The organism is Streptomyces sp. CA-243310, from assembly GCF_050936775.1.
Taxonomy (GTDB): Bacteria; Actinomycetota; Actinomycetes; order Streptomycetales; family Streptomycetaceae; genus Streptomyces.
In genome coordinates, this window is the sequence record NZ_JBNJMF010000001.1 from 1135179 (window position 1) to 1156261 (window position 21083).

Annotated in this window: 20 protein-coding genes; 11 read left to right on the forward strand and 9 right to left on the reverse strand. The window is 71.8% G+C overall.

Features of this window, described 5'->3' with window-relative positions; all coding sequences use genetic code 11:
- Window positions 1–47 precede the first annotated feature (47 nt).
- The 3 genes from ACQEVM_RS05430 to ACQEVM_RS05440 all read right to left on the reverse strand — a co-directional run bounded on the left by ACQEVM_RS05430 (window position 48) and on the right by ACQEVM_RS05440 (window position 3092).
- Window positions 48–1697, reverse strand: coding sequence for a phospho-sugar mutase (locus tag ACQEVM_RS05430; RefSeq protein ID WP_433075605.1), 1650 nt, complete (start codon window positions 1695–1697; stop codon window positions 48–50).
- A gap of 44 nt (window positions 1698–1741) precedes the next feature.
- Window positions 1742–2548: a purine-nucleoside phosphorylase gene (locus ACQEVM_RS05435; RefSeq protein WP_266949447.1), complete on the reverse strand. Its 807-nt coding sequence runs from the start codon at window positions 2546–2548 to the stop codon at window positions 1742–1744.
- A gap of 106 nt (window positions 2549–2654) precedes the next feature.
- Window positions 2655–3092, reverse strand: coding sequence for a gamma-glutamylcyclotransferase (locus tag ACQEVM_RS05440; protein ID WP_433075608.1), 438 nt, complete (start codon window positions 3090–3092; stop codon window positions 2655–2657).
- A 175-nt stretch (window positions 3093–3267) separates the two neighbouring features.
- Between ACQEVM_RS05440 and ACQEVM_RS05445 the strand changes: the two genes are divergently transcribed.
- Together ACQEVM_RS05445 and ACQEVM_RS05450 are read left to right on the forward strand one after the other, a co-directional pair.
- Complete coding sequence (locus tag ACQEVM_RS05445; RefSeq protein WP_266949450.1) at window positions 3268–4707, forward strand: NAD(P)H-quinone dehydrogenase; 1440 nt, start codon at window positions 3268–3270, stop codon at window positions 4705–4707.
- Between the two features lie 211 nt (window positions 4708–4918).
- The gene (locus tag ACQEVM_RS05450) at window positions 4919–5833 is read left to right on the forward strand and encodes a DeoR/GlpR family DNA-binding transcription regulator (RefSeq protein ID WP_433079824.1); all 915 of its coding nucleotides are present in this window, start codon (window positions 4919–4921) and stop codon (window positions 5831–5833) included.
- 109 nt (window positions 5834–5942) lie between these two features.
- Here the strand turns inward: ACQEVM_RS05450 and ACQEVM_RS05455 are convergent, their stop codons facing one another.
- Window positions 5943–7703 (reverse strand): acetyl/propionyl/methylcrotonyl-CoA carboxylase subunit alpha, encoded by a 1761-nt coding sequence (locus ACQEVM_RS05455; protein WP_433075612.1) that lies wholly within the window; start codon window positions 7701–7703, stop codon window positions 5943–5945.
- A 378-nt stretch (window positions 7704–8081) separates the two neighbouring features.
- Between ACQEVM_RS05455 and ACQEVM_RS05460 the strand changes: the two genes are divergently transcribed.
- Complete coding sequence (locus ACQEVM_RS05460) at window positions 8082–8564, forward strand: hypothetical protein (RefSeq protein ID WP_433075615.1); 483 nt, start codon at window positions 8082–8084, stop codon at window positions 8562–8564.
- Here ACQEVM_RS05460 and ACQEVM_RS05465 read toward each other — a convergent pair.
- The 4 genes from ACQEVM_RS05465 to ACQEVM_RS05480 form a co-directional block, all read right to left on the reverse strand.
- A complete protein-coding gene (locus ACQEVM_RS05465; protein ID WP_433075617.1) occupies window positions 8545–9162 on the reverse strand; it encodes a Maf family protein in 618 nt (205 codons plus the stop codon). The two genes, ACQEVM_RS05460 and ACQEVM_RS05465, sit on opposite strands and share 20 nt — an antisense overlap.
- A 33-nt stretch (window positions 9163–9195) precedes the next feature.
- Complete coding sequence (mmpB, locus tag ACQEVM_RS05470) at window positions 9196–9330, reverse strand: morphogenic membrane protein MmpB (protein ID WP_267802421.1); 135 nt, start codon at window positions 9328–9330, stop codon at window positions 9196–9198.
- A gap of 108 nt (window positions 9331–9438) precedes the next feature.
- Window positions 9439–9648, reverse strand: coding sequence for an acyl-CoA carboxylase subunit epsilon (locus ACQEVM_RS05475; RefSeq protein ID WP_053682188.1), 210 nt, complete (start codon window positions 9646–9648; stop codon window positions 9439–9441).
- A 17-nt stretch (window positions 9649–9665) separates the two neighbouring features.
- The gene (locus tag ACQEVM_RS05480; protein WP_433075622.1) at window positions 9666–11258 is read right to left on the reverse strand and encodes an acyl-CoA carboxylase subunit beta; all 1593 of its coding nucleotides are present in this window, start codon (window positions 11256–11258) and stop codon (window positions 9666–9668) included.
- 131 nt (window positions 11259–11389) lie between these two features.
- Between ACQEVM_RS05480 and ACQEVM_RS05485 the strand changes: the two genes are divergently transcribed.
- The 5 genes from ACQEVM_RS05485 to hutH all read left to right on the forward strand — a co-directional run bounded on the left by ACQEVM_RS05485 (window position 11390) and on the right by hutH (window position 17521).
- On the forward strand, window positions 11390–12268 hold the full coding sequence (locus ACQEVM_RS05485) for a biotin--[acetyl-CoA-carboxylase] ligase (protein WP_433075625.1): 879 nt from the start codon (window positions 11390–11392) through the stop codon (window positions 12266–12268).
- Window positions 12269–12474: 206 nt separating this feature from the next.
- Window positions 12475–13641: an adenylate/guanylate cyclase domain-containing protein gene (locus ACQEVM_RS05490; protein ID WP_433075628.1), complete on the forward strand. Its 1167-nt coding sequence runs from the start codon at window positions 12475–12477 to the stop codon at window positions 13639–13641.
- A gap of 25 nt (window positions 13642–13666) precedes the next feature.
- Complete coding sequence (locus tag ACQEVM_RS05495; protein ID WP_433075630.1) at window positions 13667–14455, forward strand: enoyl-CoA hydratase/isomerase family protein; 789 nt, start codon at window positions 13667–13669, stop codon at window positions 14453–14455.
- A 293-nt stretch (window positions 14456–14748) separates the two neighbouring features.
- Complete coding sequence (locus ACQEVM_RS05500) at window positions 14749–15861, forward strand: diguanylate cyclase domain-containing protein (RefSeq protein ID WP_433075632.1); 1113 nt, start codon at window positions 14749–14751, stop codon at window positions 15859–15861.
- Between the two features lie 118 nt (window positions 15862–15979).
- Complete coding sequence (gene hutH, locus ACQEVM_RS05505; RefSeq protein ID WP_433079826.1) at window positions 15980–17521, forward strand: histidine ammonia-lyase; 1542 nt, start codon at window positions 15980–15982, stop codon at window positions 17519–17521.
- A 182-nt stretch (window positions 17522–17703) separates the two neighbouring features.
- Here hutH and ACQEVM_RS05510 read toward each other — a convergent pair whose 3' ends face one another.
- Window positions 17704–18018: a hypothetical protein gene (locus tag ACQEVM_RS05510; protein WP_433075634.1), complete on the reverse strand. Its 315-nt coding sequence runs from the start codon at window positions 18016–18018 to the stop codon at window positions 17704–17706.
- Between the two features lie 107 nt (window positions 18019–18125).
- Here ACQEVM_RS05510 and ACQEVM_RS05515 point away from each other — a divergent pair, with 107 nt between their 5' ends.
- The 3 genes from ACQEVM_RS05515 (at window position 18126) to ACQEVM_RS05525 (ending at window position 21078) form a co-directional block, all read left to right on the forward strand.
- Window positions 18126–18470 carry a hypothetical protein gene (locus ACQEVM_RS05515; protein ID WP_433075636.1) on the forward strand — a complete coding sequence of 115 codons (345 nt, stop codon included), beginning with the start codon at window positions 18126–18128 and terminating at the stop codon, window positions 18468–18470.
- 146 nt (window positions 18471–18616) lie between these two features.
- On the forward strand, window positions 18617–19891 hold the full coding sequence (locus tag ACQEVM_RS05520; protein WP_433075638.1) for a L,D-transpeptidase: 1275 nt from the start codon (window positions 18617–18619) through the stop codon (window positions 19889–19891).
- A gap of 233 nt (window positions 19892–20124) precedes the next feature.
- Window positions 20125–21078: a GNAT family N-acetyltransferase gene (locus tag ACQEVM_RS05525; protein WP_433075640.1), complete on the forward strand. Its 954-nt coding sequence runs from the start codon at window positions 20125–20127 to the stop codon at window positions 21076–21078.
- The last annotated feature ends 5 nt before the right edge of the window (window positions 21079–21083 follow it).

Consider the following 21083-nt stretch of genomic DNA (forward strand, 5'->3'; position numbering starts at 1 on the left):
GGCCGGTCCGTACGAGGACGGGTCGGGCGCGACGTCGACGACCGGGCCTAGATGCCCGCCGCCACCGAGAAGTCCTTCTTGATCGCGTCCAGGATCTCCTGCCCGCGGGCGCGGGCCGGAGCCAGGTCCGAGGCTTCCGCCACCGGGACCACGACCTCCAGGTAGCACTTCAGCTTCGGCTCCGTGCCCGACGGGCGGACGATCACCCGGGCCTTGTGGTCACCGTCGAGGTGGTACCGCAGGCCGTCCGTCGGCGGGAGGGACTCCGTGCCCCGGCTCAGGTCCTCCGCCGTGACGACGCGCAGGCCCGCCAGGGACGTCGGCGGCTCCGCGCGCAGCCGCGCCATCGCCGAGGCGATGACCGACAGGTCCGAGACGCGGACCGACAGCTGGTCGGTGGCGTGCAGGCCGTGGGCCATCGCCAGGTCGTCCAGCAGGTCGGACAGGGTGCGACCCTGCTCCTTCAGCTCCGAGGCCAGCTCCGCCACCAACAGGGCGGCCGTGACGCCGTCCTTGTCGCGGACGCCCTCGGGGTCCACGCAGTAGCCGAGCGCCTCCTCGTAGCCGTAGCGCAGGCCCTCCACGCGGGCGATCCACTTGAAGCCCGTCAGGGTCTCCTCGTGACCGACGCCCGCCGCCTCCGCGATCCGGCCCAGCAGGCTGGACGAGACGATCGACTCGGCGAAGACGCCCCGGGCGCCCTTGTGGACGAGGTGGGCCGCCAGCAGCGCGCCGACCTCGTCGCCGCGCAGCATCCGCCAGCCGGCGTCGTCGGTGGGGACGGCCACCGCGAGACGGTCCGCGTCGGGGTCGTTGGCGATCACGATGTCCGGGTTCGCCTCGGCGGCCGTCGCGAAGGACAGGTCCATCGCGCCGGGCTCCTCCGGGTTCGGGAAGGCGACCGTCGGGAAGGCCGGGTCCGGCTCCGCCTGCTCGGCGACGAGCACCGGCGTCGGGAAGCCGTGCCGGGCGAAGGCCGCCAGCACGACGTCCTTGCCGACACCGTGCATGGCCGTGTAGACGGTCCGCACGCCCCGGGGGGACCCGGGGGTCAGGACCTCGTCCGTACGGGCCAGGTAGGCCTCCAGGACCTCGTCGCCGAGGTCCTCCCAGCCGGACTCCGGACGGGGCACGTCCGCGAGCGCGACGACGGCGTCGATCTCCGCGGCGATCCCGGTGTCCGCCGGCGAGACGATCTGGGAACCGTCGCCGAGGTAGACCTTGTAACCGTTGTCCCGCGGGGGGTTGTGGCTCGCGGTCACCTCGACGCCGGCGACGGCGCCCAGGTGCCGTATGGCGAAGGCGAGGACGGGCGTCGGCAGCGGACGCGGCAGGACGGCCGCGCGCAGCCCGGCACCGACCATGACGGCGGCGGTGTCGCGGGCGAAGTCCGCGGACTTGTACCGCGCGTCGTAGCCGACGACGACCAGGCCGCCGTCGTGCCCCTGGGCCTTCAGGTACGCCGCCAGACCCGCCGCGGCCCGGATGACCACGTTGCGGTTCATCCGCATCGGACCCGCGCCCAGCTCGCCGCGCAGTCCGGCGGTGCCGAACTGGAGCATGCCGGAGAACCGGTCCGCGAGCTCCGCGGTGTCCCCGGCCTCGAGGAGCGCGCGCAGCTCGGCCGCGGTCTCCGGGTCCGGGTCCTCCGCCAGCCAGGCCTGCGCCCGGGTGATCAGGTCGTCCTGTTCCTGCACTACTTCCGCCCTACCTCTCGTACGGTGCCGGTGGCTGTCCCCGCTCAGATGCGGGCGAGGACCTGGGTCAGCAGCTTGCCCATGCGCGCGGCCGAGTCACGACCGGCCTGGAGCACCTCTTCGTGGTTGAGGGGCTCGCCGGAGATGCCCGCGGCCAGGTTGGTGACCAGGGAGATCCCGAGCACCTCGGCGCCGGCCTCACGGGCGGCGATGGCCTCCAGCACGGTGGACATGCCGACCAGGTCGGCACCCATGACGCGGATCATGTTGATCTCGGCCGGGGTCTCGTAGTGCGGGCCGGGGAACTGGACGTAGACGCCCTCTTCGAGGGTCTCGTCGATCTCCTTGCACATCGCGCGCAGGCGAGGCGAGTAGAGGTCGGTGAGGTCCACGAAGTTGGCGCCGACGATCGGCGAGGTGGCGGTGAGGTTCAGGTGGTCGCTGATCAGGACGGGCTGGCCGGGCTTCATGCCCTCGCGCAGACCGCCGCAGCCGTTGGTCAGGACGACGGTCTTGCAACCGGCGGCGACGGCGGTACGGACGCCGTGGGCGACGGCGGCGACGCCGCGGCCCTCGTAGTAGTGGGTCCGGCCGAGGAAGAGCAGCGCGCGCTTGTCGCCGATCTTGTACGAGCGGATCTTGCCGCCGTGGCCCTCGACCGCGGGCGGCGGGAAGCCGGGCAGCTCGGTGACGGGGAATTCGGCCTCGGGCGCACCGAGCGCCTCTGCGGCGGGGGCCCAGCCGGAGCCCATGACGAGGGCGACATCGTGGGTTTCGGCGCCGGTCAGCTCACGCAGGCGGGCGGCTGCGGCGGTGGCGTCGGCGAAGGGGTCGGTAACAGATGCGTTCACCGGACGAGCGTAACCGCTGATGGCCTACGCGCGTAGATGGCGCAGCTCACGGTGTTCGGATCGTTGCTTTGTCGTTTCCGCCGAATCGTCCCGGAGCCGGTGGGCCTCAGCAGGGGCGCTTGCGGAGTTCCATCACGTAGTCGTGCGGGGCGCCCGCGGATTCGGCCGCGTCGGCGATCTCGCCGAGGTAGCGCGCGGAGGGCAGACCGCCCTCGTAGCCGTTCAGGACGTAGATCCAGGCGGCTTCCTCGCCGTCCAGGGTGTGCACCCGCACGCGCATGCGGCGGTAGATGTCGAGCCCGACCCCCTCCCACCGGTCCAGGGAGTCCTCGTCCAGGGGGGCCACGTCGTACAGCGCCACGAAGACCTGGTGACGCGGGGCCTCGACGATCGTGGCCAGTGCGCCCTCCCAGCCCATCTGCTCGCCGCCGAAGGTCAGCCGCCAGTCGTTGATCCAGCCCGTGCCGCGCAGCGGCGAATGGGGAGCGCGGCGCGTCATCAGCCGCGGGTCGAGGTTGCCGGCGTACGCGGCGTAGAGCGACATGTGGTCGAGGGTACGGGAGGGGCGGGGATCGACGCGTGCCCGGATGGCGGGACCGGGCGTGAAGCACCTTGATGCGTGCGGGACAATGGGGCACGGAATGCATCCCCCGGGGAGACCCCCCGGACCCCCCGGCCGGGGGCGGCAACCGGCCGGGTAGACGTGAGGCGGAGTTTTCGTGACCCGGATCGTGATCATCGGCGGCGGACCCGGCGGATATGAGGCGGCCCTCGTGGGCGCCCAGCTCGGCGCGGAGGTGACCGTCGTCGACTGCGACGGTCTGGGCGGTGCGTCGGTGCTCACCGACTGCGTGCCCTCGAAGACCCTCATCGCGACCGCCGAGGTCATGACGACCTTCGATTCCTCGTACGAGGAGCTGGGGATCGTCGTCGCGGACGACACCCCGCACATCGAGCAGGCGGCGCGCGTCGTCGGCGTCGACCTCGGCAAGGTCAACCGCCGCGTCAAGCGCCTCGCGCTGGCCCAGTCCCACGACATCACCGCCTCCGTCACCCGCGCCGGCGCCCGTGTCATGCGCGGGCGCGCCAAGCTCGGCGGCCCGCAGGGCATCGACGGCACCCGGGACGTGATCGTCACCGCGGCCGACGGCACGGAGACGATCCTCACCACGGACGCCGTGCTGATCGCGACCGGCGGCACCCCCCGGGAGATCCCGGACGCGATGCCCGACGGCGAGCGGATCCTGAACTGGACCCAGGTCTACGACCTGGAGGAGCTCCCCGAGGAACTCATCGTGGTCGGCTCGGGCGTCACCGGCGCGGAGTTCGCCGGCGCGTACCAGGCGCTCGGCTCCCGGGTGACCCTGGTGTCCTCGCGCGACCGGGTGCTGCCGGGCGAGGACCCGGACGCCGCCGCCGTCCTGGAGGACGTGTTCCGGCGCCGCGGCATGAACGTCATCGGCCGCTCCCGCGCCGAGTCCGCCAAGCGGGTCGGCGACCGGGTCGAGGTCACGCTGTCCGACGGGCGCGTCATCACCGGCACGCACTGCCTGATGGCGGTCGGCGCGATCCCGAACACGGCGAACATGAACCTGGAGGAGTCCGGGGTCCGGCTCAAGGAGTCCGGGCACATCTGGACCGACAAGGTCTCCCGCACCTCCTCGCCGGGCGTCTACGCCGCCGGTGACGTGACCGGGATCTTCGCGCTCGCCTCCGTCGCCGCCATGCAGGGCCGCATCGCGATGTACCACTTCCTCGGCGACGCGGTGACCCCGCTGAACCTCAAGACGGTCTCCTCGAACGTCTTCACCGACCCCGAGATCGCCACCGTCGGCTACACCCAGGCCGACGTGGACTCCGGGAAGATCGACGCCCGCGTGGTGAAGCTCCCGCTGCTGCGCAACCCGCGCGCCAAGATGCAGGGCATCCGGGACGGTTTCGTGAAGCTGTTCTGCCGCCCGGGCACCGGCATCGTCGTCGGTGGCGTGGTCGTCGCGCCGCGCGCGAGCGAATTGATCCACCCGATCTCGATCGCCGTCGACAACAACCTGACGGTCGAGCAGATCGCAAACACGTTCACCGTGTACCCCTCGCTGTCCGGTTCGATCGCCGAGGCGGCACGCCAGTTGCACAACCGGAAGGCCGCCGGCGAGGCGTAGGCGCCGTCAATCGCCTTTGCCCGCAGGGAGGTTGGGGTGGCCGGGAGTGGAGTGGCGGACTGTTCACGAAACTGTCCGACCGCGTATACCACTAGTCACCCCACCTTACGGACAACTTCGGTATTCCGGCGTAAGGAGCTGAAAGCAGACGGTCGTTGGGGTTACTGTCAGTTTCGTGTTCGCTGCAGAACGTCGCCAATTGATCCTCGAAATGGTGCGGGCCAACGGAGCGGTATCGCTTCGTGAGCTCGCCCGCGTCGTCCAGACCTCCGAAGTGACCGTACGGCGGGACGTGCGGGCACTGGAGGCAGAAGGACTCCTCGACCGCCGGCACGGCGGTGCGGTCTTGCCGGGCGGATTCACGCGAGAGTCCGGCTTTCCGCAAAAGTCCCATCTCGCGACGGCGGAGAAGACCGCCATTGCCGATGTCGCGGCCGGCCTCGTCGAAGAGGGCGAAGCCATCGTCGTCGGCGCCGGCACCACGACGCAGGAGCTGGCCCGCCGGCTCGCCCGGGTACCCGGACTGACCGTCGTCACCAACTCGCTGCTCGTCGCCCAGGCGCTGGCCCATGCCAACCGGGTGGAAGTGGTGATGACCGGCGGAACGCTGCGCGGATCCAACTACGCGCTCGTCGGCAGCGGTGCCGAGCAGTCCCTCCAAGGGCTGCGGGTCTCCCGGGCCTTCCTGTCCGGGAGCGGACTGACCGCCGAGCGCGGGCTGTCCACGTCCAACATGCTCTCCGCGAGCGTGGACCGGGCACTGGTGCAGGCCGCCGCGGAGGTCGTCGTACTCGCCGACCACACCAAGCTCGGTACGGACACCATGTTCCAGACCGTGCCCACGGACGTGATGACACGGTTGGTGACCGACGAGCCACCGCCGCACGACGAACGGGCGGGTACGGAACTGCAGGCGCTGGCCGATCAGGGCGTGCAGATCACGGTGGCCGGGGCCGCCGCCTCCGGCGGTGGTGAGGGGATGCAGGGGCGTCGACCCCGGCGGGATTCCCCCCTTCCGGTCCAGCGGCGGGGCGGTCCGACCGCCCAGCTGCGCAGCGCGCCCGCCGGGCTGCTGGAACAGCAGGCCGGGGAGCGGGCGCGGGTCGCGGACATGCGGCGTCGCTAGGCCCGGTCCTCGGGCCGCTGTCATTGGGCCGCTGTCGTCGGGCCCTGTAGTCGAAAGGCCCCGCCCGGGTCACCGGGCGGGGCCTTTCGACGTGAGAACGGGACGGTGGTCAGTCCTTGATCTCGCAGATGGTGGCGCCGGAGGTGAGGGAGGCGCCGACTTCGGCCTTGAGGCCGACGATGGTGCCGGAGCGGTGTGCGTTGAGGGGTTGTTCCATCTTCATGGCCTCGAGGACGACGATCAGGTCGCCTTCGTTGACCTGCTGGCCTTCCTCGACGGCGATCTTGACGATGGTTCCCTGCATCGGGGAGGCGAGGGTGTCGCCGGAGGCGGCCGGGCCGGACTTCTTGGCGGCGCGGCGCTTGGGCTTGGCGCCGCCGGCGGCGGCGGTGCGGGCCAGGGTCATGCCCAGCGAGGACGGGAGGGAGACCTCCAGTCGCTTGCCGCCGACCTCGACGACGACGGTCTCGCGGCCGGGCTCGTCCTCGGTGTCCTCGGCGGCGGGGGCCACGAACGCCTTGATGTCGTTGACGAACTCGGTTTCGATCCAGCGGGTGTGGACCGTGAAGGGTCCTTCCGCGGGGGCGAAGGCGGGGTCGGTGACGACGGCGCGGTGGAAGGGGAGGGCGGTGGCCATGCCCTCGATCTCGAACTCGGCGAGTGCGCGGGCGGCGCGTTGGAGGGCCTGTTCGCGGGTGGCGCCGGTGACGATCAGCTTGGCCAGGAGGGAGTCCCAGGCCGGGCCGATGACGGAGCCGGACTCCACGCCCGCGTCGAGGCGGACGCCGGGGCCGGAGGGGGGAGCGAAGCGGGTGACGGTGCCGGGGGCGGGCAGGAAGCCCCGGCCCGGGTCCTCGCCGTTGATGCGGAACTCGAAGGAGTGTCCGCGCAGTACCGGATCCCCGTAACCCAGTTCCTCGCCGTCGGCGATGCGGAACATCTCCCGGACCAGGTCGAGGCCGGTGACCTCCTCGGTGACGGGGTGTTCGACCTGGAGGCGGGTGTTGACCTCCAGGAAGGAGATCAGACCGTCCGCGGAGACCAGGAACTCCACCGTGCCCGCGCCGACGTAGCCGGCTTCCTTCAGGATGGCCTTGGACGCGGCGTACAGCTCGGCGTTCTGGGCGTCCGTCAGGAACGGGGCCGGGGCCTCCTCGACCAGCTTCTGGTGGCGGCGCTGGAGCGAGCAGTCGCGGGTGGAGACGACCACGACGTTGCCGTGTGTGTCGGCCAGGCACTGCGTCTCCACGTGGCGGGGCTTGTCGAGGTAACGCTCGACGAAGCACTCACCGCGTCCGAACGCGGCGACGGCCTCGCGGACGGCGGAGTCGTACAGCTCGGGGACCTCTTCGAGGGTCCGGGCGACCTTCAGGCCGCGACCGCCGCCACCGAACGCGGCCTTGATCGCGATGGGCAGGCCGTGTTCCTTCGCGAACGCCACGACCTCGTCGGATCCGGAGACCGGGTCGGGGGTGCCGGCGACCAGCGGGGCGCCGGCGCGTTGGGCGATGTGCCGGGCGGCGACCTTGTCGCCCAGGTCACGGATGGCCTGGGGCGGCGGCCCGATCCACGTCAGACCGGCGTCGAGGACGGCCTGCGCGAACTCGGCGTTCTCCGACAGGAAACCGTATCCGGGATGGATCGCGTCCGCGCCGGAGTCCGCCGCCGCCTGCAGGACCTTCGCGATGTCGAGGTAGCTGGCGGCCGGGGTGTCACCGCCCAACGCGAAAGCTTCGTCGGCCGCGCGGACGTGCAGAGCGTCCCGGTCCGGGTCGGCGTAGACGGCTACGCTCGCGATCCCGGCATCCCGGCAGGCCCGAGCAACGCGGACAGCGATTTCGCCACGGTTGGCGATGAGCACCTTGCGCACGATGGCTCCCTCCTTGAAACAACCTGAGTTTAGGGACAGCCCACACGGCCTTTCGACCCTTATCCAGAGGTGAGCTTGCCCACACAGAGTGTGATGCGAGCCCGCCTCGGGTCCGGAAAGCCCTTGTGGCGCCCCAGGCAAGGGGGATCCCCGACTGCACAGTAACCCCGTCACGCATCCGAGGTCTCTGTCCGGCGGGTCAGCGGCCCCGGGTGATTCTTTGTCGAGTCCCTACGAACGGACCAGGCTTTCTTTGCTTGATCGCTGCACGGACCCGATTCGCGCAACGAACCTGCCCGCACCCCTTGTCCCGGGGATTACCCGTTAGTAGCCTCCAGGGCGTCGAACAGGCTTGTGGCTTGTGGGGAGGGGAGCGTCGTGCTGCGCAGAATCGTGGCCGGCGTGGCTGCGGTCGTGCTCGTCGCGGAAGCGGCGTTGCTCGTCCTCGTCCACGTCGTGTTGGGAAAGACGACCGCGAACCAGTCGATGTCGATCGCGGGCGCCGATCCGGACGTCATGTCCAAGGCGACCTACGTGATGGGCGCCGGCATCGGTGCGTTCCTGCTGCTGTGCGCCGTCCTGCTGGGCATCGTCGCCGTACGGGACCGGGCTCCGGGCCGCTTCGCCCGCATCGTCCTCGTCAGCGCGGCCGTCACCCACGTGGTGCTCGGCGCGCTGGCCGTGGCGCTGATCGGCTGGTCCGCCTTCGCGGCGACCATGCTGATCCTGTGCCTGATCGTGCTGGTCCTGACGCTCCCCGCGCCCGGTGGCGCGGCGCCTGCCGCCGGACCCCGGGACACGCTGCCCCGGGACGTCCCGCCGCCCCCGCCGCACACGGAACTCAAGCCCACAAATCCGTGATGGACACGCCCAGTTCGCCGAGCAGCGAGCGCAGCAGCGGCAGGGAGATCCCGATCACATTGCCGTGATCGCCGTCGATTCCGTCGATGAAGGGCGCCGACAGCCCGTCCAGGGTGAAGGCCCCGGCCACGTGCAGCGGCTCCCCGCTGGCCACGTACGCCGCGACCTCCGCGTCCGAGGGCTCGCCGAAGCGGACCGTCGTGGACGCGGTGGCCGAGACCCGACGGCCGCTCGCGGTGTCGATGACGCAGTGACCGGTGCGCAGGACGCCCGCCCGCCCGCGCATCGACTTCCAGCGGGCCGTGGCCTCCTCGGCGTCCGCGGGCTTGCCCAGCGCCTCGCCGTCCAGCTCCAGCACCGAATCGCAGCCGATCACCAGGGCGCCCGCGGTCTCGTCCAGGGCGGCCACCACGGCGGCCTTGGCCTCGGCCAGGGCCAGGGCCAGTTCGGAGGGGCTGTCGGCGCTCAGCGTGTCCTCGTCGAAGCCGCTGACGATCACGTGCGGGGCGAGCCCGGCCTGTCGCAGCAGGTTCAGCCGGGCGGGGGAGGCGGAGGCGAGGACGAGCGCGCGCGGTTCAGCAGCAGTCATGCCCGCCATCGTAGGGCCGGCGGCGGGCGGCGCAGGAGGGCGCTAGAAGTGGTCCACGCCGAGGACGTACACCACCACGATCATGGCGAGCGCGAGCACCACGATCATTCTCCGGACCATGGCCTGGACGTCGCGCATGTCCTTCGGGGGCTCGTCCTTCGGGTCTGACCAGAGCATGCGTCGATCCTGTCCCGAGGGACGCCGGTGGCGCCTGAGTACTCGTACTCAGGCGCCACCGTCCGTTCGCGTCATCTTCGGTCCCGGTATCGGGCCCGAAGACGGGGTCTAGCCGGGCCAGTACGTGCGGCCCCACGCGTGCGGCCCCGGCTGCGGCAGGCGCCGGCGGGCCGTCCGGGCCGGCGAGGCCCACTCGTCCTTGACCCGGGAGGCGCCCGGCGGCACGGAGGCCAGTGCCGCCGCGCGCGCCTGGACCACCGCCAGTGCGGCGGCCAACTCCTCCGGGGTCGGGTTCCCCTTGACGACCTTGATCACCACTGTGAACTCCTCGGGGCCTAGAGGGGGATGTTTCCGTGCTTCTTCGGGGGCAGGGACTCCCGCTTGGTCCGCAACTGGCGCAGCCCCTTCACCACGTGCGCCCGGGTCTCGGACGGCATGGTCACCGCGTCGATGTACCCGCGCTCGGCGGCGGTGTACGGGTTGAGCAGCGCGTCCTCGTACTCGGTGATCAGGCGTGCGCGCGTCTCCTCCACCTCCTCCGGGGCGGTTTCGGCGAGGGTGCGGCGGTGCAGGATGTTCACCGCGCCCTGGGCGCCCATGACGGCGATCTGCGCGGTCGGCCAGGCCAGGTTCAGGTCCGCGCCGAGGTGCTTGGAGCCCATCACGTCGTAGGCGCCGCCGAAGGCCTTGCGGGTGATGACGGTGATCAGGGGGACGGTGGCCTCGGCGTACGCGTAGATCAGCTTCGCGCCGCGCCGGATGATTCCGTTGTACTCCTGGTCCGTGCCCGGAAGGAAGCCCGGGACGTCGACGAAGGTCAGCACCGGGACGTTGAAGGCGTCGCAGGTCCGCACGAAGCGGGCGGCCTTCTCCGAGGCGTTGATGTCCAGGCAGCCGGCGAACTGCATCGGCTGGTTCGCGACGATGCCCACCGGGTGGCCCTCGACGCGGCCGAAGCCGGTGAGGATGTTCGGCGCGAACAGCGACTGCGTCTCCAGGAACTCCGCGTCGTCGAGCACGTGCTCGATCACGGTGTGCATGTCGTACGGCTGGTTCGCGCTGTCCGGGATCAGCACGTCGAGTTCGCGGTCGGTGTCGGTGACCTCGGTGTCCGCGTCCTCCGGGAAGGCGGGCGGCTCGGAGAGGTTGTTCGACGGCAGGTACGCGAGGAGCGACTTGACGTACTCGATGGCGTCCTTCTCGTCGCCGGCCATGTGGTGGGCCACGCCCGAGGTGGAGTTGTGGGTACGGGCGCCGCCCAGTTCCTCGAAGCCCACGTCCTCGCCGGTGACCGTCTTGATGACGTCCGGGCCGGTGATGAACATGTGCGAGGTCTGGTCGACCATCACCGTGAAGTCGGTGATGGCGGGCGAGTAGACGGCGCCGCCGGCGCACGGTCCCACGATCAGGCTGATCTGCGGGATCACGCCCGAGGCGTGCACGTTGCGGCGGAAGATCTCGCCGTACATGCCCAGGGCGCTGACGCCCTCCTGGATGCGGGCGCCGCCGGAGTCGTTGATGCCGACGAGCGGACATCCGGTCTTCAGCGCGAAGTCCATGACCTTCATGATCTTCTGGCCGTAGACCTCGCCGAGGGCTCCGCCGAAGACCGTGAAGTCCTGCGAGAACACGGCCACCGGGCGGCCGTCCACCGTGCCGTAGCCGGTGACGACGCCGTCGCCGTAGGGGCGGGTGTTCTCCAGACCGAAGTTGGTCGACCGGTGCCGGGCGAACTCGTCGAGTTCGACGAACGACCCCTCGTCCAGCAGCAGGGCGACCCGCTCACGCGCCGTCAGCTTTCCCTTGGCGTGCTGCTTCTCCACGGCCCGCGCGGACCCTGCGTGCGTGGCTTCGTCGATGCGTCGCCGCAGGTCCGCGATCTTGCCCGCGGTCGTGTGCGTGTCGATCGGCTGTGAGGGTTGTGACATCGGGGTCGCGGCTCCCTGTGTGGTGTCAACTGCCTGGTCAATTGATTGACTACTGCTGGCTACTGGTGCGTAGCGTATCGGCGGGCATGGCGCTCGGCAGTGCGGCGTTTGACACACCTACTGTGGCTTGCATGACGCCATCAGATGCATCAGCCGGAACTCCGACCGGAGGTTCCGCGGGCCGCTGGTCCAGCCTCGACCGGCCGCCGTTGAACGTCGCAGCCCTGCGCCGGGCGCTCGTCGTCGAGGACGGGCTGTGGACCTCGCTGGAGGTCGTGCCCGCCACCGGGTCCACCAACACCGATCTCGCCGCCCGGGCCGCGACGCTGCCCGAGGGGGCCGTGCTCGTCGCCGAGGAGCAGACCGCCGGGCGCGGGCGCCTCGACCGGACCTGGACGGCGCCCGCGCGGTCCGGGCTGTTCTTCTCCGTGCTGCTCAAGCCCGGGCCGGACGTACCGCAGGAGCGGTGGGGCTGGCTGACCCTGCTGGCCGGCGTGGCCACCGCGACGGGGTTGTCCCGGGCGGCGGGCGTGGACACCGCCCTCAAGTGGCCCAACGACCTGCTGGTCACCGTGGACGGCGAGGAGCGCAAGACCGGCGGGATCCTCGCCGAGCGCGTCGGCGACGGCGTGGTCGTCGGGATCGGGCTCAACGTCACCCTGAGCGAGGACGAGCTGCCGGTGGACACCGCCGGTTCCCTGGCCCTGGCCAAGGCGACCGTCACCGACCGGGACCCGCTGCTCAGGGCCGTGCTGCGGTCCCTGGAGCAGTGGTACGGGAACTGGCGAGCGGCCGGCGGCGACCCGGCGGCCAGCGGGCTCCAGGAGACGTACGCGGCGGGGTGCGCGACGCTGGGCAAGCACGTGCGCGCGGAGCTGCCCGGCGGGCGCACGCTCACCGGGACGGCCGAAGCGGTCGACGCGGACGGTCGGCTCGTCATCCGGACGGCCGCCGACGAGCACGAGGCCGTGGGCGCCGGCGACGTCGTCCACCTGCGGTCGACCCATTAGGCCGTCTCCGGGTGCCCGCCCGGGCGGGCACCCGGAGACGGCCCGCCCGACGGGGCCTGCGGGTGCGGATCACGCTCGGGGCGCGGCCGACGGAGTGGGGAGTGAGCTACGGCACACCTGCCGTATGGTTTAGGCGATCCCGGTCCTCCCGGTGATCAATCGGTTCGGAAGTCGGAATTGCGCACGGAATGGACAGGAGGCGGCCCTTGACCGTCGACGACTCAACGTCCAGTGCGCCCGCGTCCGGTGCGTCCGGTTCGTCCGCCGGCGCGGGCACCCCGATCGGGCGCGACCAGCACACGCCCCACCACGAGGTCGACCACACGGCCCAGCCGACGGCCGACCCGCTCGCCATCCGCCTGGAACAGCTGATCCTTGGCGCCGAGCGCCGGTACACGCCCTTCCAGGCGGCCCGCAGCGCCGGGGTCTCGATGGAGCTGGCCTCCCGCTTCTGGCGGGCCATGGGCTTCGCGGACATCGGCCAGGCCAAGGCCCTGACCGAAGCCGACGTACTGGCGCTGCGCCGACTCGCCGGCCTGGTGGAGGCCGGCCTGCTCAGCGAGCCCATGGCGGTGCAGGTGGCGCGGTCCACGGGCCAGACCACCGCCCGTCTGGCCGAATGGCAGATCGACTCCTTCCTGGAGGGGCTGACGGAGCCGCCGGAGCCCGGGATGACCCGCACGGAGGTCACGTACCCGCTGGTCGAGCTGCTGCTGCCGGAGCTGGAGGAGTTCCTCGTCTACGTGTGGCGCCGCCAGCTGGCGGCCGCGACCGGGCGCGTGGTGCAGGTCGCCGACGACGAGGAGATGGTCGACCGCCGGCTCGCGGTGGGCTTCGCGGACCTGGTGGGCTTCACCCGCCTCACCCGGCGGCTGGAGGAGGAGGAGCTCGGCGAACTCGTCGAGGCCTTCGAGACCACGGCCGCCGACCTGGTCGCCGCGCACGGCGGGCGACTGATCAAGACCCTGGGCGACGAGGTGCTGTACTGCGCCGACGACGCGGCGACGGCGGCGGAGATCGCGCTGCGGCTGATCGAGACCATGGAAGCCGATCCGCAGATGCCCGAACTGCGGGTCGGGATCGCCTTCGGCACGGTGACGACCCGGATGGGCGACGTCTTCGGCACCACGGTGAACCTGGCGAGCCGGTTGACGTCCATAGCGCCCAAGGACGCGGTGCTCGTGGACGGCGCGATGGCCGAGGAGCTGGGCCGGACCGGGGCCGCGCCGCTGTCGGAGAAGGAGGCCGCGTCGGAGCTGGGCGGCGGCACCTACCGCTTCGCGCTCCAGCCGATGTGGCAGCGGCCGGTGCGTGGGCTCGGGGTCGTCGAACCCTGGTCGCTGACGCGGAGGGCACCTAAGATCCCCGGGTAACGTTCGTTAACCGGGAGGGTCCCCAGTGCCTGTGGAGTCGGAGTTCGTAGCGGTACGTCGGCACGGAGACGACGGGGTCGTCGAGTTGGTCCTGGACCGCCCCAAGGCCATGAACGCGGTGTCGACGGAGATGGCCCGGGCCATCGGCGCCGCGTGCGCCTCGCTGGCCGCGGACGCCTCGGTGCGGGTGGTCGTGCTGACCTCCACCGCGGAGCGGGCCTTCTGTGTCGGGGCCGACCTCAAGGAGCGCAACTCGCTGTCGGACGCCGAGCTGCTGCGGCAGCGGCCGACCACGCGCGGGGCGTACGGGGGCGTGCTGGAACTGCCGATGCCGACGATCGCCGCGGTACACGGGTTCGCGCTGGGCGGCGGCTTCGAGCTGGCCCTGGCCTGCGACGTGATCGTGGCGGACGAGACGGCCGTGGTCGGCCTGCCCGAGGTGTCGGTCGGCGTGATCCCGGGCGGCGGCGGCACCCAACTGCTGCCCCGACGGGTGGGCGCGGCCCGCGCGGCGGAACTGATCTTCACGGCCCGCCGCGTCGAGGCGGCCGAGGCGCTGGACCTGGGCCTGGTGGACTCGGTGGTCGCGGCGGGCTCCGACCGCGAGGAGGCGCTGGCGCTGGCCGGGCGGATGGCGGCGAACTCGCCGGTCGGGCTGCGCGCGGCCAAGCGGGCGCTGCGGCTGGGGCACGGCATGGACCTGACGGCCGGCCTGGAGATCGAGGACGCGGCCTGGCGGACGGTGGCCTTCTCCGGGGACCGGGCGGAGGGCGTGGCGGCGTTCAACGAGAAGCGGAAGCCGCGCTGGGCGTAGGCCTGGCCGGCCGGTGGGTGGGTGGGCGGGGCCCGGGGCCCCGCCCGGCCCCTGAAGCCGGGGGTGCGGGTGCGGGGTTTCGTGCGGCGCCGTTGCGGGGGCGCTGCCCCCGGGCCCCCGCGCCTCAAACGCCGGCAGGGCTGGATTGGTGCGGCCGGGTCGATTCGCGCGGCGGGGCTGGATTTGTGTGGCCGGGTCGATTCGCGCGGCAGGGTGGGATTTGTGCGGCCGGGTCGATTCGCGCGGCAGGGTGGGAAGGTACGAAGTTGGACAAAACTCCCTAGTCTGGGGTGATGGGAGTTGACGGGCGGCTGAGAGCCGTCGTGGGCCTCGCGCAGGCCATGGCGGCCGCCTGCCTGCCGCGGGACAGCGTGCGGGCCGCCGCGCGGGGTGCGCGGCTGGCCCTGGACGGATCGTTCGCCGCCATCTCCGCGTGGGAGCGCGAGCGGGGACGGCTGCGGGTGCTCGTCAACGAGGGCGAGCGGCGGGCCGGGGAGGAGGAGTTTCCCGAGGACGAGTCCTATCCCGTCCACGACTTCCCGGAGATCACCGAGTTCCTGCACGAACGCTGGGCGGGCGGCGGCGGCCCGCACGCCTGGGTCGAGAGCGCGGTCGGCGACCGGCCCGGACGGCGCGGCGAGGCCCTGCGCCTGCGCGGCCGCGGCACCTGCGTCGTCGCGCCCATCGTGCTCAGCGGGCGGGCCTGGGGCGAGCTGTACGTGGCCCGGGACGAGGGGCTGCCGGACTTCGACGAGGACGACGCGGAGTTCGCGACGGTCCTGGCCGCCGTCGTGGCGGCGGGTCTCGCGCAGAACGAGCGGCTCGAAGAGGCCCGGCGGCTGGCCTTCACCGACCCGCTGACCGGACTCGCCAACCGGCGGGCCGTGGACATGCGGCTGGACGAGGCCCTGGAGGAGCACCGGCGCTCCGGGGCTGTCGTGAGCCTGGCCGTCTGTGACCTGAACGGCCTCAAGAAGGTCAACGACACCCTCGGGCACGCCATGGGCGACCGGCTCCTGGAACGGTTCGGGTCCGTGCTGAGCCTGTGCGGGGCCATGCTGCCGGGCGCGCTGGTGGCCCGCCTCGGCGGCGACGAGTTCTGCCTGGTGAGCCTGGGGCCGTCGGCGGACGAGGTGGTGCGGGTGGCCGAGGAACTGTGCCTGCGGGCCGCCGAGCTGGAACTCGGCGAGGGGGTGGCCTGCGGGGTCGCCTCGACCGGGGACCCCATCGGCGTGGTGAAGTCCTCCCGGCGGCTCTTCCGGCTCGCGGACGCCGCCCAGTACAAGGCCAAGGCCGCGCGGTCGCCCCGGCCCGTGGTGGCCGGGCGGGACACGGCCGTGGTGCGGCTCGCGGACGCCGCGCAGGAGGCGGCGGGGGAGCGGCGGCGGTTCCGCGGCCGGGCCTGAGCGTCCGCTCCCGGGCCCGACGGGGGCGGCGACGGGGGCGGTGACGGCGCGTGAGGGGACCTCATCGAACTGGCTAGTGACAGAGAAGGATTCAGTCCGTAGGGTGCTGAATATGGATATGCACACTGTCGTGGTGGGGACGTCCGGGACCACCGCCGAGGACGTCATCGCCGTCGCCCGCGGCAACGCGCGCGTCGAGCTGTCCGGCGAGGCACTCGACGCCCTGGCCCGCGCCCGCGAGATCGTCGACGCGCTCGCCGCCAAGCCCGAGCCCGTCTACGGGGTGTCCACCGGGTTCGGCGCCCTCGCCTCCCGGCACATCAGCCCCGAGCTGCGCGCGCAGCTCCAGCGCAACATCGTCCGCTCGCACGCCGCAGGCATGGGCCCGCGCGTCGAGCGGGAGGTCGTGCGCGCCCTGATGTTCCTGCGGCTGAAGACCGTCGCCTCCGGACACACCGGCGTACGCCCCTCCGTCGCCCAGACCATGGTGGACGTGCTCAACGCCGGGATCACCCCCGTCGTCCACGAGTACGGCTCCCTCGGCTGCTCCGGCGACCTCGCACCGCTGTCCCACTGCGCGCTCGCGCTCATGGGCGAGGGCGACGCCGAGGGCCCCGACGGGTCCGTCCGGCCCGCCGGCGAGCTGCTCGCCGAGGCCGGGATCGAGCCGGTCGAGCTCCGCGAGAAGGAAGGGCTCGCCCTCCTCAACGGCACCGACGGCATGCTCGGCATGCTGGTCATGGCCCTCGCGGACCTCGCCAAGCTCTACACGTCCGCCGACATCACGGCCGCGCTGACGCTGGAGGCGCTGCTCGGTTCCGAGAAGGTCCTCGCCCCCGAGCTGCACGCGATCCGCCCGCACCCGGGCCAGGGCGCCGCCGCCGCCAACATGGCCGCCGTGCTGAAGGGCTCCGGGCTCACCGGGCACTTCCAGGAGGAGTCCGCCCCGCGCGTCCAGGACGCCTACTCGGTGCGCTGCGCCCCGCAGGTCGCCGGCGCGGGCCGCGACACCATGGCGCACGCCGCCCTGGTCGCCTCCCGGGAACTGGCCGCCGCCGTCGACAACCCGGTGGTGCTGCCCGACGGTCGCGTGGAGTCCAACGGCAACTTCCACGGCGCCCCCGTCGCGTACGTCCTCGACTTCCTGGCCATCGCCGCCGCCGACCTCGGCTCCATCGCCGAACGGCGCACCGACCGGCTGCTCGACAAGAACCGCTCGCACGGCCTGCCGCCGTTCCTCGCGGACGACGCCGGCGTGGACTCGGGCCTGATGATCGCCCAGTACACGCAGGCCGCCCTGGTCAGCGAGATGAAGCGGCTCGCGGTGCCCGCGTCCGCCGACTCGATCCCCTCCTCCGCCATGCAGGAGGACCACGTCTCCATGGGCTGGTCGGCGGCGCGCAAGCTCCGTACGGCCGTCGACAACCTCACGCGGATCGTCGCGATCGAGATGTACGCGGCCACCCGGGCGATCGAGCTGCGCCACGGGCTCACCGCGGCCCCGGCGAGCCGGGCCGCCATCGAGGCCGCCCGGGCGGCGGGCGTCCAGGGCCCCGGGCCGGATCGTTTCCTCGCCCCCGACCTGGCCGCCGCCGACGCGTTCGTCCGATCGGGCGCCCTCGTCGAGGCGGTCGAAACAGTGACCGGTCCGCTCGCCTGACCCGTCACGGCTCTGCCGACCGGCGACAGTGCGACGAAGGGCCGCGCCCGGGGAGATCCCCCGGTGCGCGGCCCTTCTCGCGTTCTCCCACGTCTTTGATCGGGCGCCGCGTGGATCGGGCGCCGGGTCCGGCGTGTGTCGCGTCCGGCGTGCGCCGTCGGCCCCGGAGGGCCGAGCGGGCGCTACTCGGCGCGGGAGCGGCGCACGGAGAAGGTCACGAACCCCGCGCCGAGCCCCAGGAAGACGGTGCCGCCCATCAGGTACGGGGTCGTGTCGATACTGCCGGTGTCGGCGAGGGCGAGAACGGCCTCCTGGGGTTCCGCTTGATTCACGACCATGTCGGAGGACGTGATCGTGCCCGTGTTGGCGGGGACGGGCGCCCCGGAGGATCCCGACGCCTGTCCTGGTGCCGTGGCATTGGCCGACGGCACGAACCAGAGGGCGGCGAGGAGGGTGGTCGCTCCGAGAGCGGTGAGCAGCGGTCGACGTGCGGACACGGTGCGATCCCCCTTGTGGCAGCAGCGAATTGGCCGTGTGCGCCGATGCTAGTGAAAGGGGCGGGTCGTGGGAAAGTCGGGGCGGCCACGGGCTTACTCTCCGTCGTATGAACCCTTCTGAGACATCACGGTACGTACGACTTCGGGTGGATTTGGTCCTCGAAGTGACCGACACCACGGCACTGACCGGAGCGGCGCACGCCCACATCAAGGCCGACGAGTTCATGCCGGACGAGGAGCGCGGCCACGCGGAGGCGGCTGTTCGCGACGACGAGTCGGAGGCCCTGGCCTACCTCGTCGACCCCACCGACCTGGTCACGGACATCCCCGGAGTGGAACTGGCCCAGGCCTCCTGGAGCAGCGAGCCCGCCGAATACGACCCCGAGTCCATGGAGTGGGACCTGGACGAGGAAGATGGGGAACACGACGAAGAGCCGACCGACAACGCGTGACCGTGGGGTTGCACACATTCCGACCGGATGTGGAACCGAACAGGGTCGATTGAGCGTTGTTGATCCGTGGCAGGGGGGCGTGCCCCCCTGTCCGGTAGGGATACCGCCCGGCGGTAGCCGGGTGGAGCTCGGGGGTTCCGGCAACGATGGAGTGGCGTGTGAGGACGGACAGCATGCGGAGGAAGAGGTCCCTGGTGGCCGTTTCCGCCGTGCTCGGCGGCGTATTGATGCTCTCGGCCTGCAACGGAGGCGGAGACGGCGATCCGAAGGCGGGCGGCACGGAGAGCGGCAAGTCGCAGGCGGACGTGGACGCCGCGGCGGCCAAGGACAGCTCCAAGGCCCGAATAGCCATCACGCCCAAGGACGGCGCCACCAACATCGGCCTGAACGACGCGACCAAGGTCGCCGTCAGTGACGGCACGCTCACCAAGGTCGAGCTGAAGACCACCGAGGGCACGGTCGTCCCCGGCAAGATCGCCGACGACGGCAAGAGCTGGAAGCCGGACGGTGCGCTCAAGCGCTCCACCAAGTACGCCCTGTCGGCGACCGCCAAGGACGAGGCCGGCAAGGAGGCGCACGAGAACGCGTCCTTCACCACCGTCTCCCCTGAGAACAGCTTCGTCGGCTCGTTCATCCCGGACGACGGCCAGACCGTCGGCGTGGGCATGCCGGTCTCGATCACCTTCAACAAGCCGATCAAGGACCAGAAGGCCGTCCAGGCGGCCATCAACGTCACCTCCAGCAGCGGCCAGGAGATCGTCGGCCACTGGTTCGGTTCGCAGCGGCTGGACTTCCGCCCGGAGGAGTACTGGAAGGCGAACTCCACCGTCACGCTGAAGCTGGCGCTGGAGGGCGTGAAGGGGGCGCCCGGCGTCCAGGGCGTCCAGAACAAGACCGTCTCCTTCAAGGTCGGCCGCAGCCAGGTAGCCAAGGTCGACGCGAAGACCAAGCAGATGACGGTCACCCGGGACGGCGCGGTCCTCAAGACCATCCCGATCTCGGCGGGGTCCCCGGACAACCCGACGTACAACGGCAAGATGGTGATCTCCGAGAAGTTCAAGGAGACCCGGATGGACGGCGCCACCGTCGGCTTCAAGGACGGCGACGGCAAGGGCGAGTACGACATCAAGGACGTCCCGCACGCGATGCGGCTGTCCACCTCGGGCACCTTCATCCACGGCAACTACTGGGGTGCCGACTCGATCTTCGGCAAGGTCAACACCAGTCACGGCTGTGTCGGTCTCAACGACGCCCAGGGCGCCAACGACCCGAACACCCCCGGCTCGTGGTTCTTCGACAACTCGCTGATCGGCGACGTGGTCGAGGTGGTCAACTCCCCGGACAAGACCATCAAGCCGGACAACGGCCTCAACGGCTGGAACATGAGCTGGGCGGAGTGGAAGGCGGGCGCGGCCTCCTGACGCCGCGTACGACCCGAACTGACGCCGCGTACGGCCTGAACTGAGACGCGGACACCACGGACGGCGGGAAACCCACACGGGTTTCCCGCCGTCCGTCGTCCGTCCGTCCGTCGTCGCCGTCCGCCGTTCGTGGGCCCCTTCTCCCGGCGCCTTCTCGTCCGGCTTCCGCCCGCGGGTGACGGTGACGGAAAACCCCTGAGCGCGCGGCGGACGCCCCGGCTAGGGTCCCGGTCATGACGATCCGACCCGTTGCCCCACCCCCGTCCGACACCGAGGTGGACACCTGGCTCGCGGTCCTGACCGCCGCCACGACCACCGACCTGCCGGGGCTGCCGGCACCCTCCCGCGTGGAGGTGGCCGGCCGGCTCCGGGTGCCGCCGGTCCGGGGCCGGAACGCGTTCTGGAGGACGGACGACGGGGCCGGCGTCGCCGGACTGCTCCTGTTCACCGACGAGGGCAACACGCACACCGCGTTCCTGGACGTGCTGGCGGTGCGCCCCGAGGCGCGCCGGCGGCGCGTGGGCACGGCGCTGTGGGAGCGGGTCCGGGCCGAGCTCCTCGCGAGCGGGCGCACCTCGGTCTCCGCGCTCGTGGACCTCGAAGGCCCGGGCCGGGCGTTCGCCGAGTCCCTCGGCTTCGAGAACGTGCTGCGGATGTCCTGGTACGTCCAGGACGTGGCGATGCCCGCCGCGATACCGGCCACCCCGGGCTATGAGCTGCTGTGCTGGCCCGGGATCGTCCCCGACGCGTGGGCGCCGGCGGTGGCCGTGGCCCACGCGGCGATGGAGGACGCGCCGAGCGGGGACATGGAAGAGCAGACGACGAGGTGGACGGCCGAACGGGTACGGGCCGTCCAGCGGCTGGTCCTGGAGCGGGGCGGCGACCTGACCATGGTCGCGGCGGTGACGCCCGCCGGGGAGGTGGCCGCGTACACGGTGCTCGTCCGGACGGACCCGACGGGGCCGCGCGCCCTCCAGTACGACACGGTGGTCGTCTCCGCCCACCGCGGCCACGGCCTCGGCCGGGCCGTCAAGCTCCGCATGCTCGCGGAAATGGGCGAGCGCCACCCGGACCTGCGGCAGATCGGCACGACCGTGGCGGACGAGAACGGCCCCATGCGTGCGGTCAACGAGTCCCTGGGCTACCGGTGGGAACGCGGCGCGGGAATCTTCCAGCGCACCCTGTGACCCCG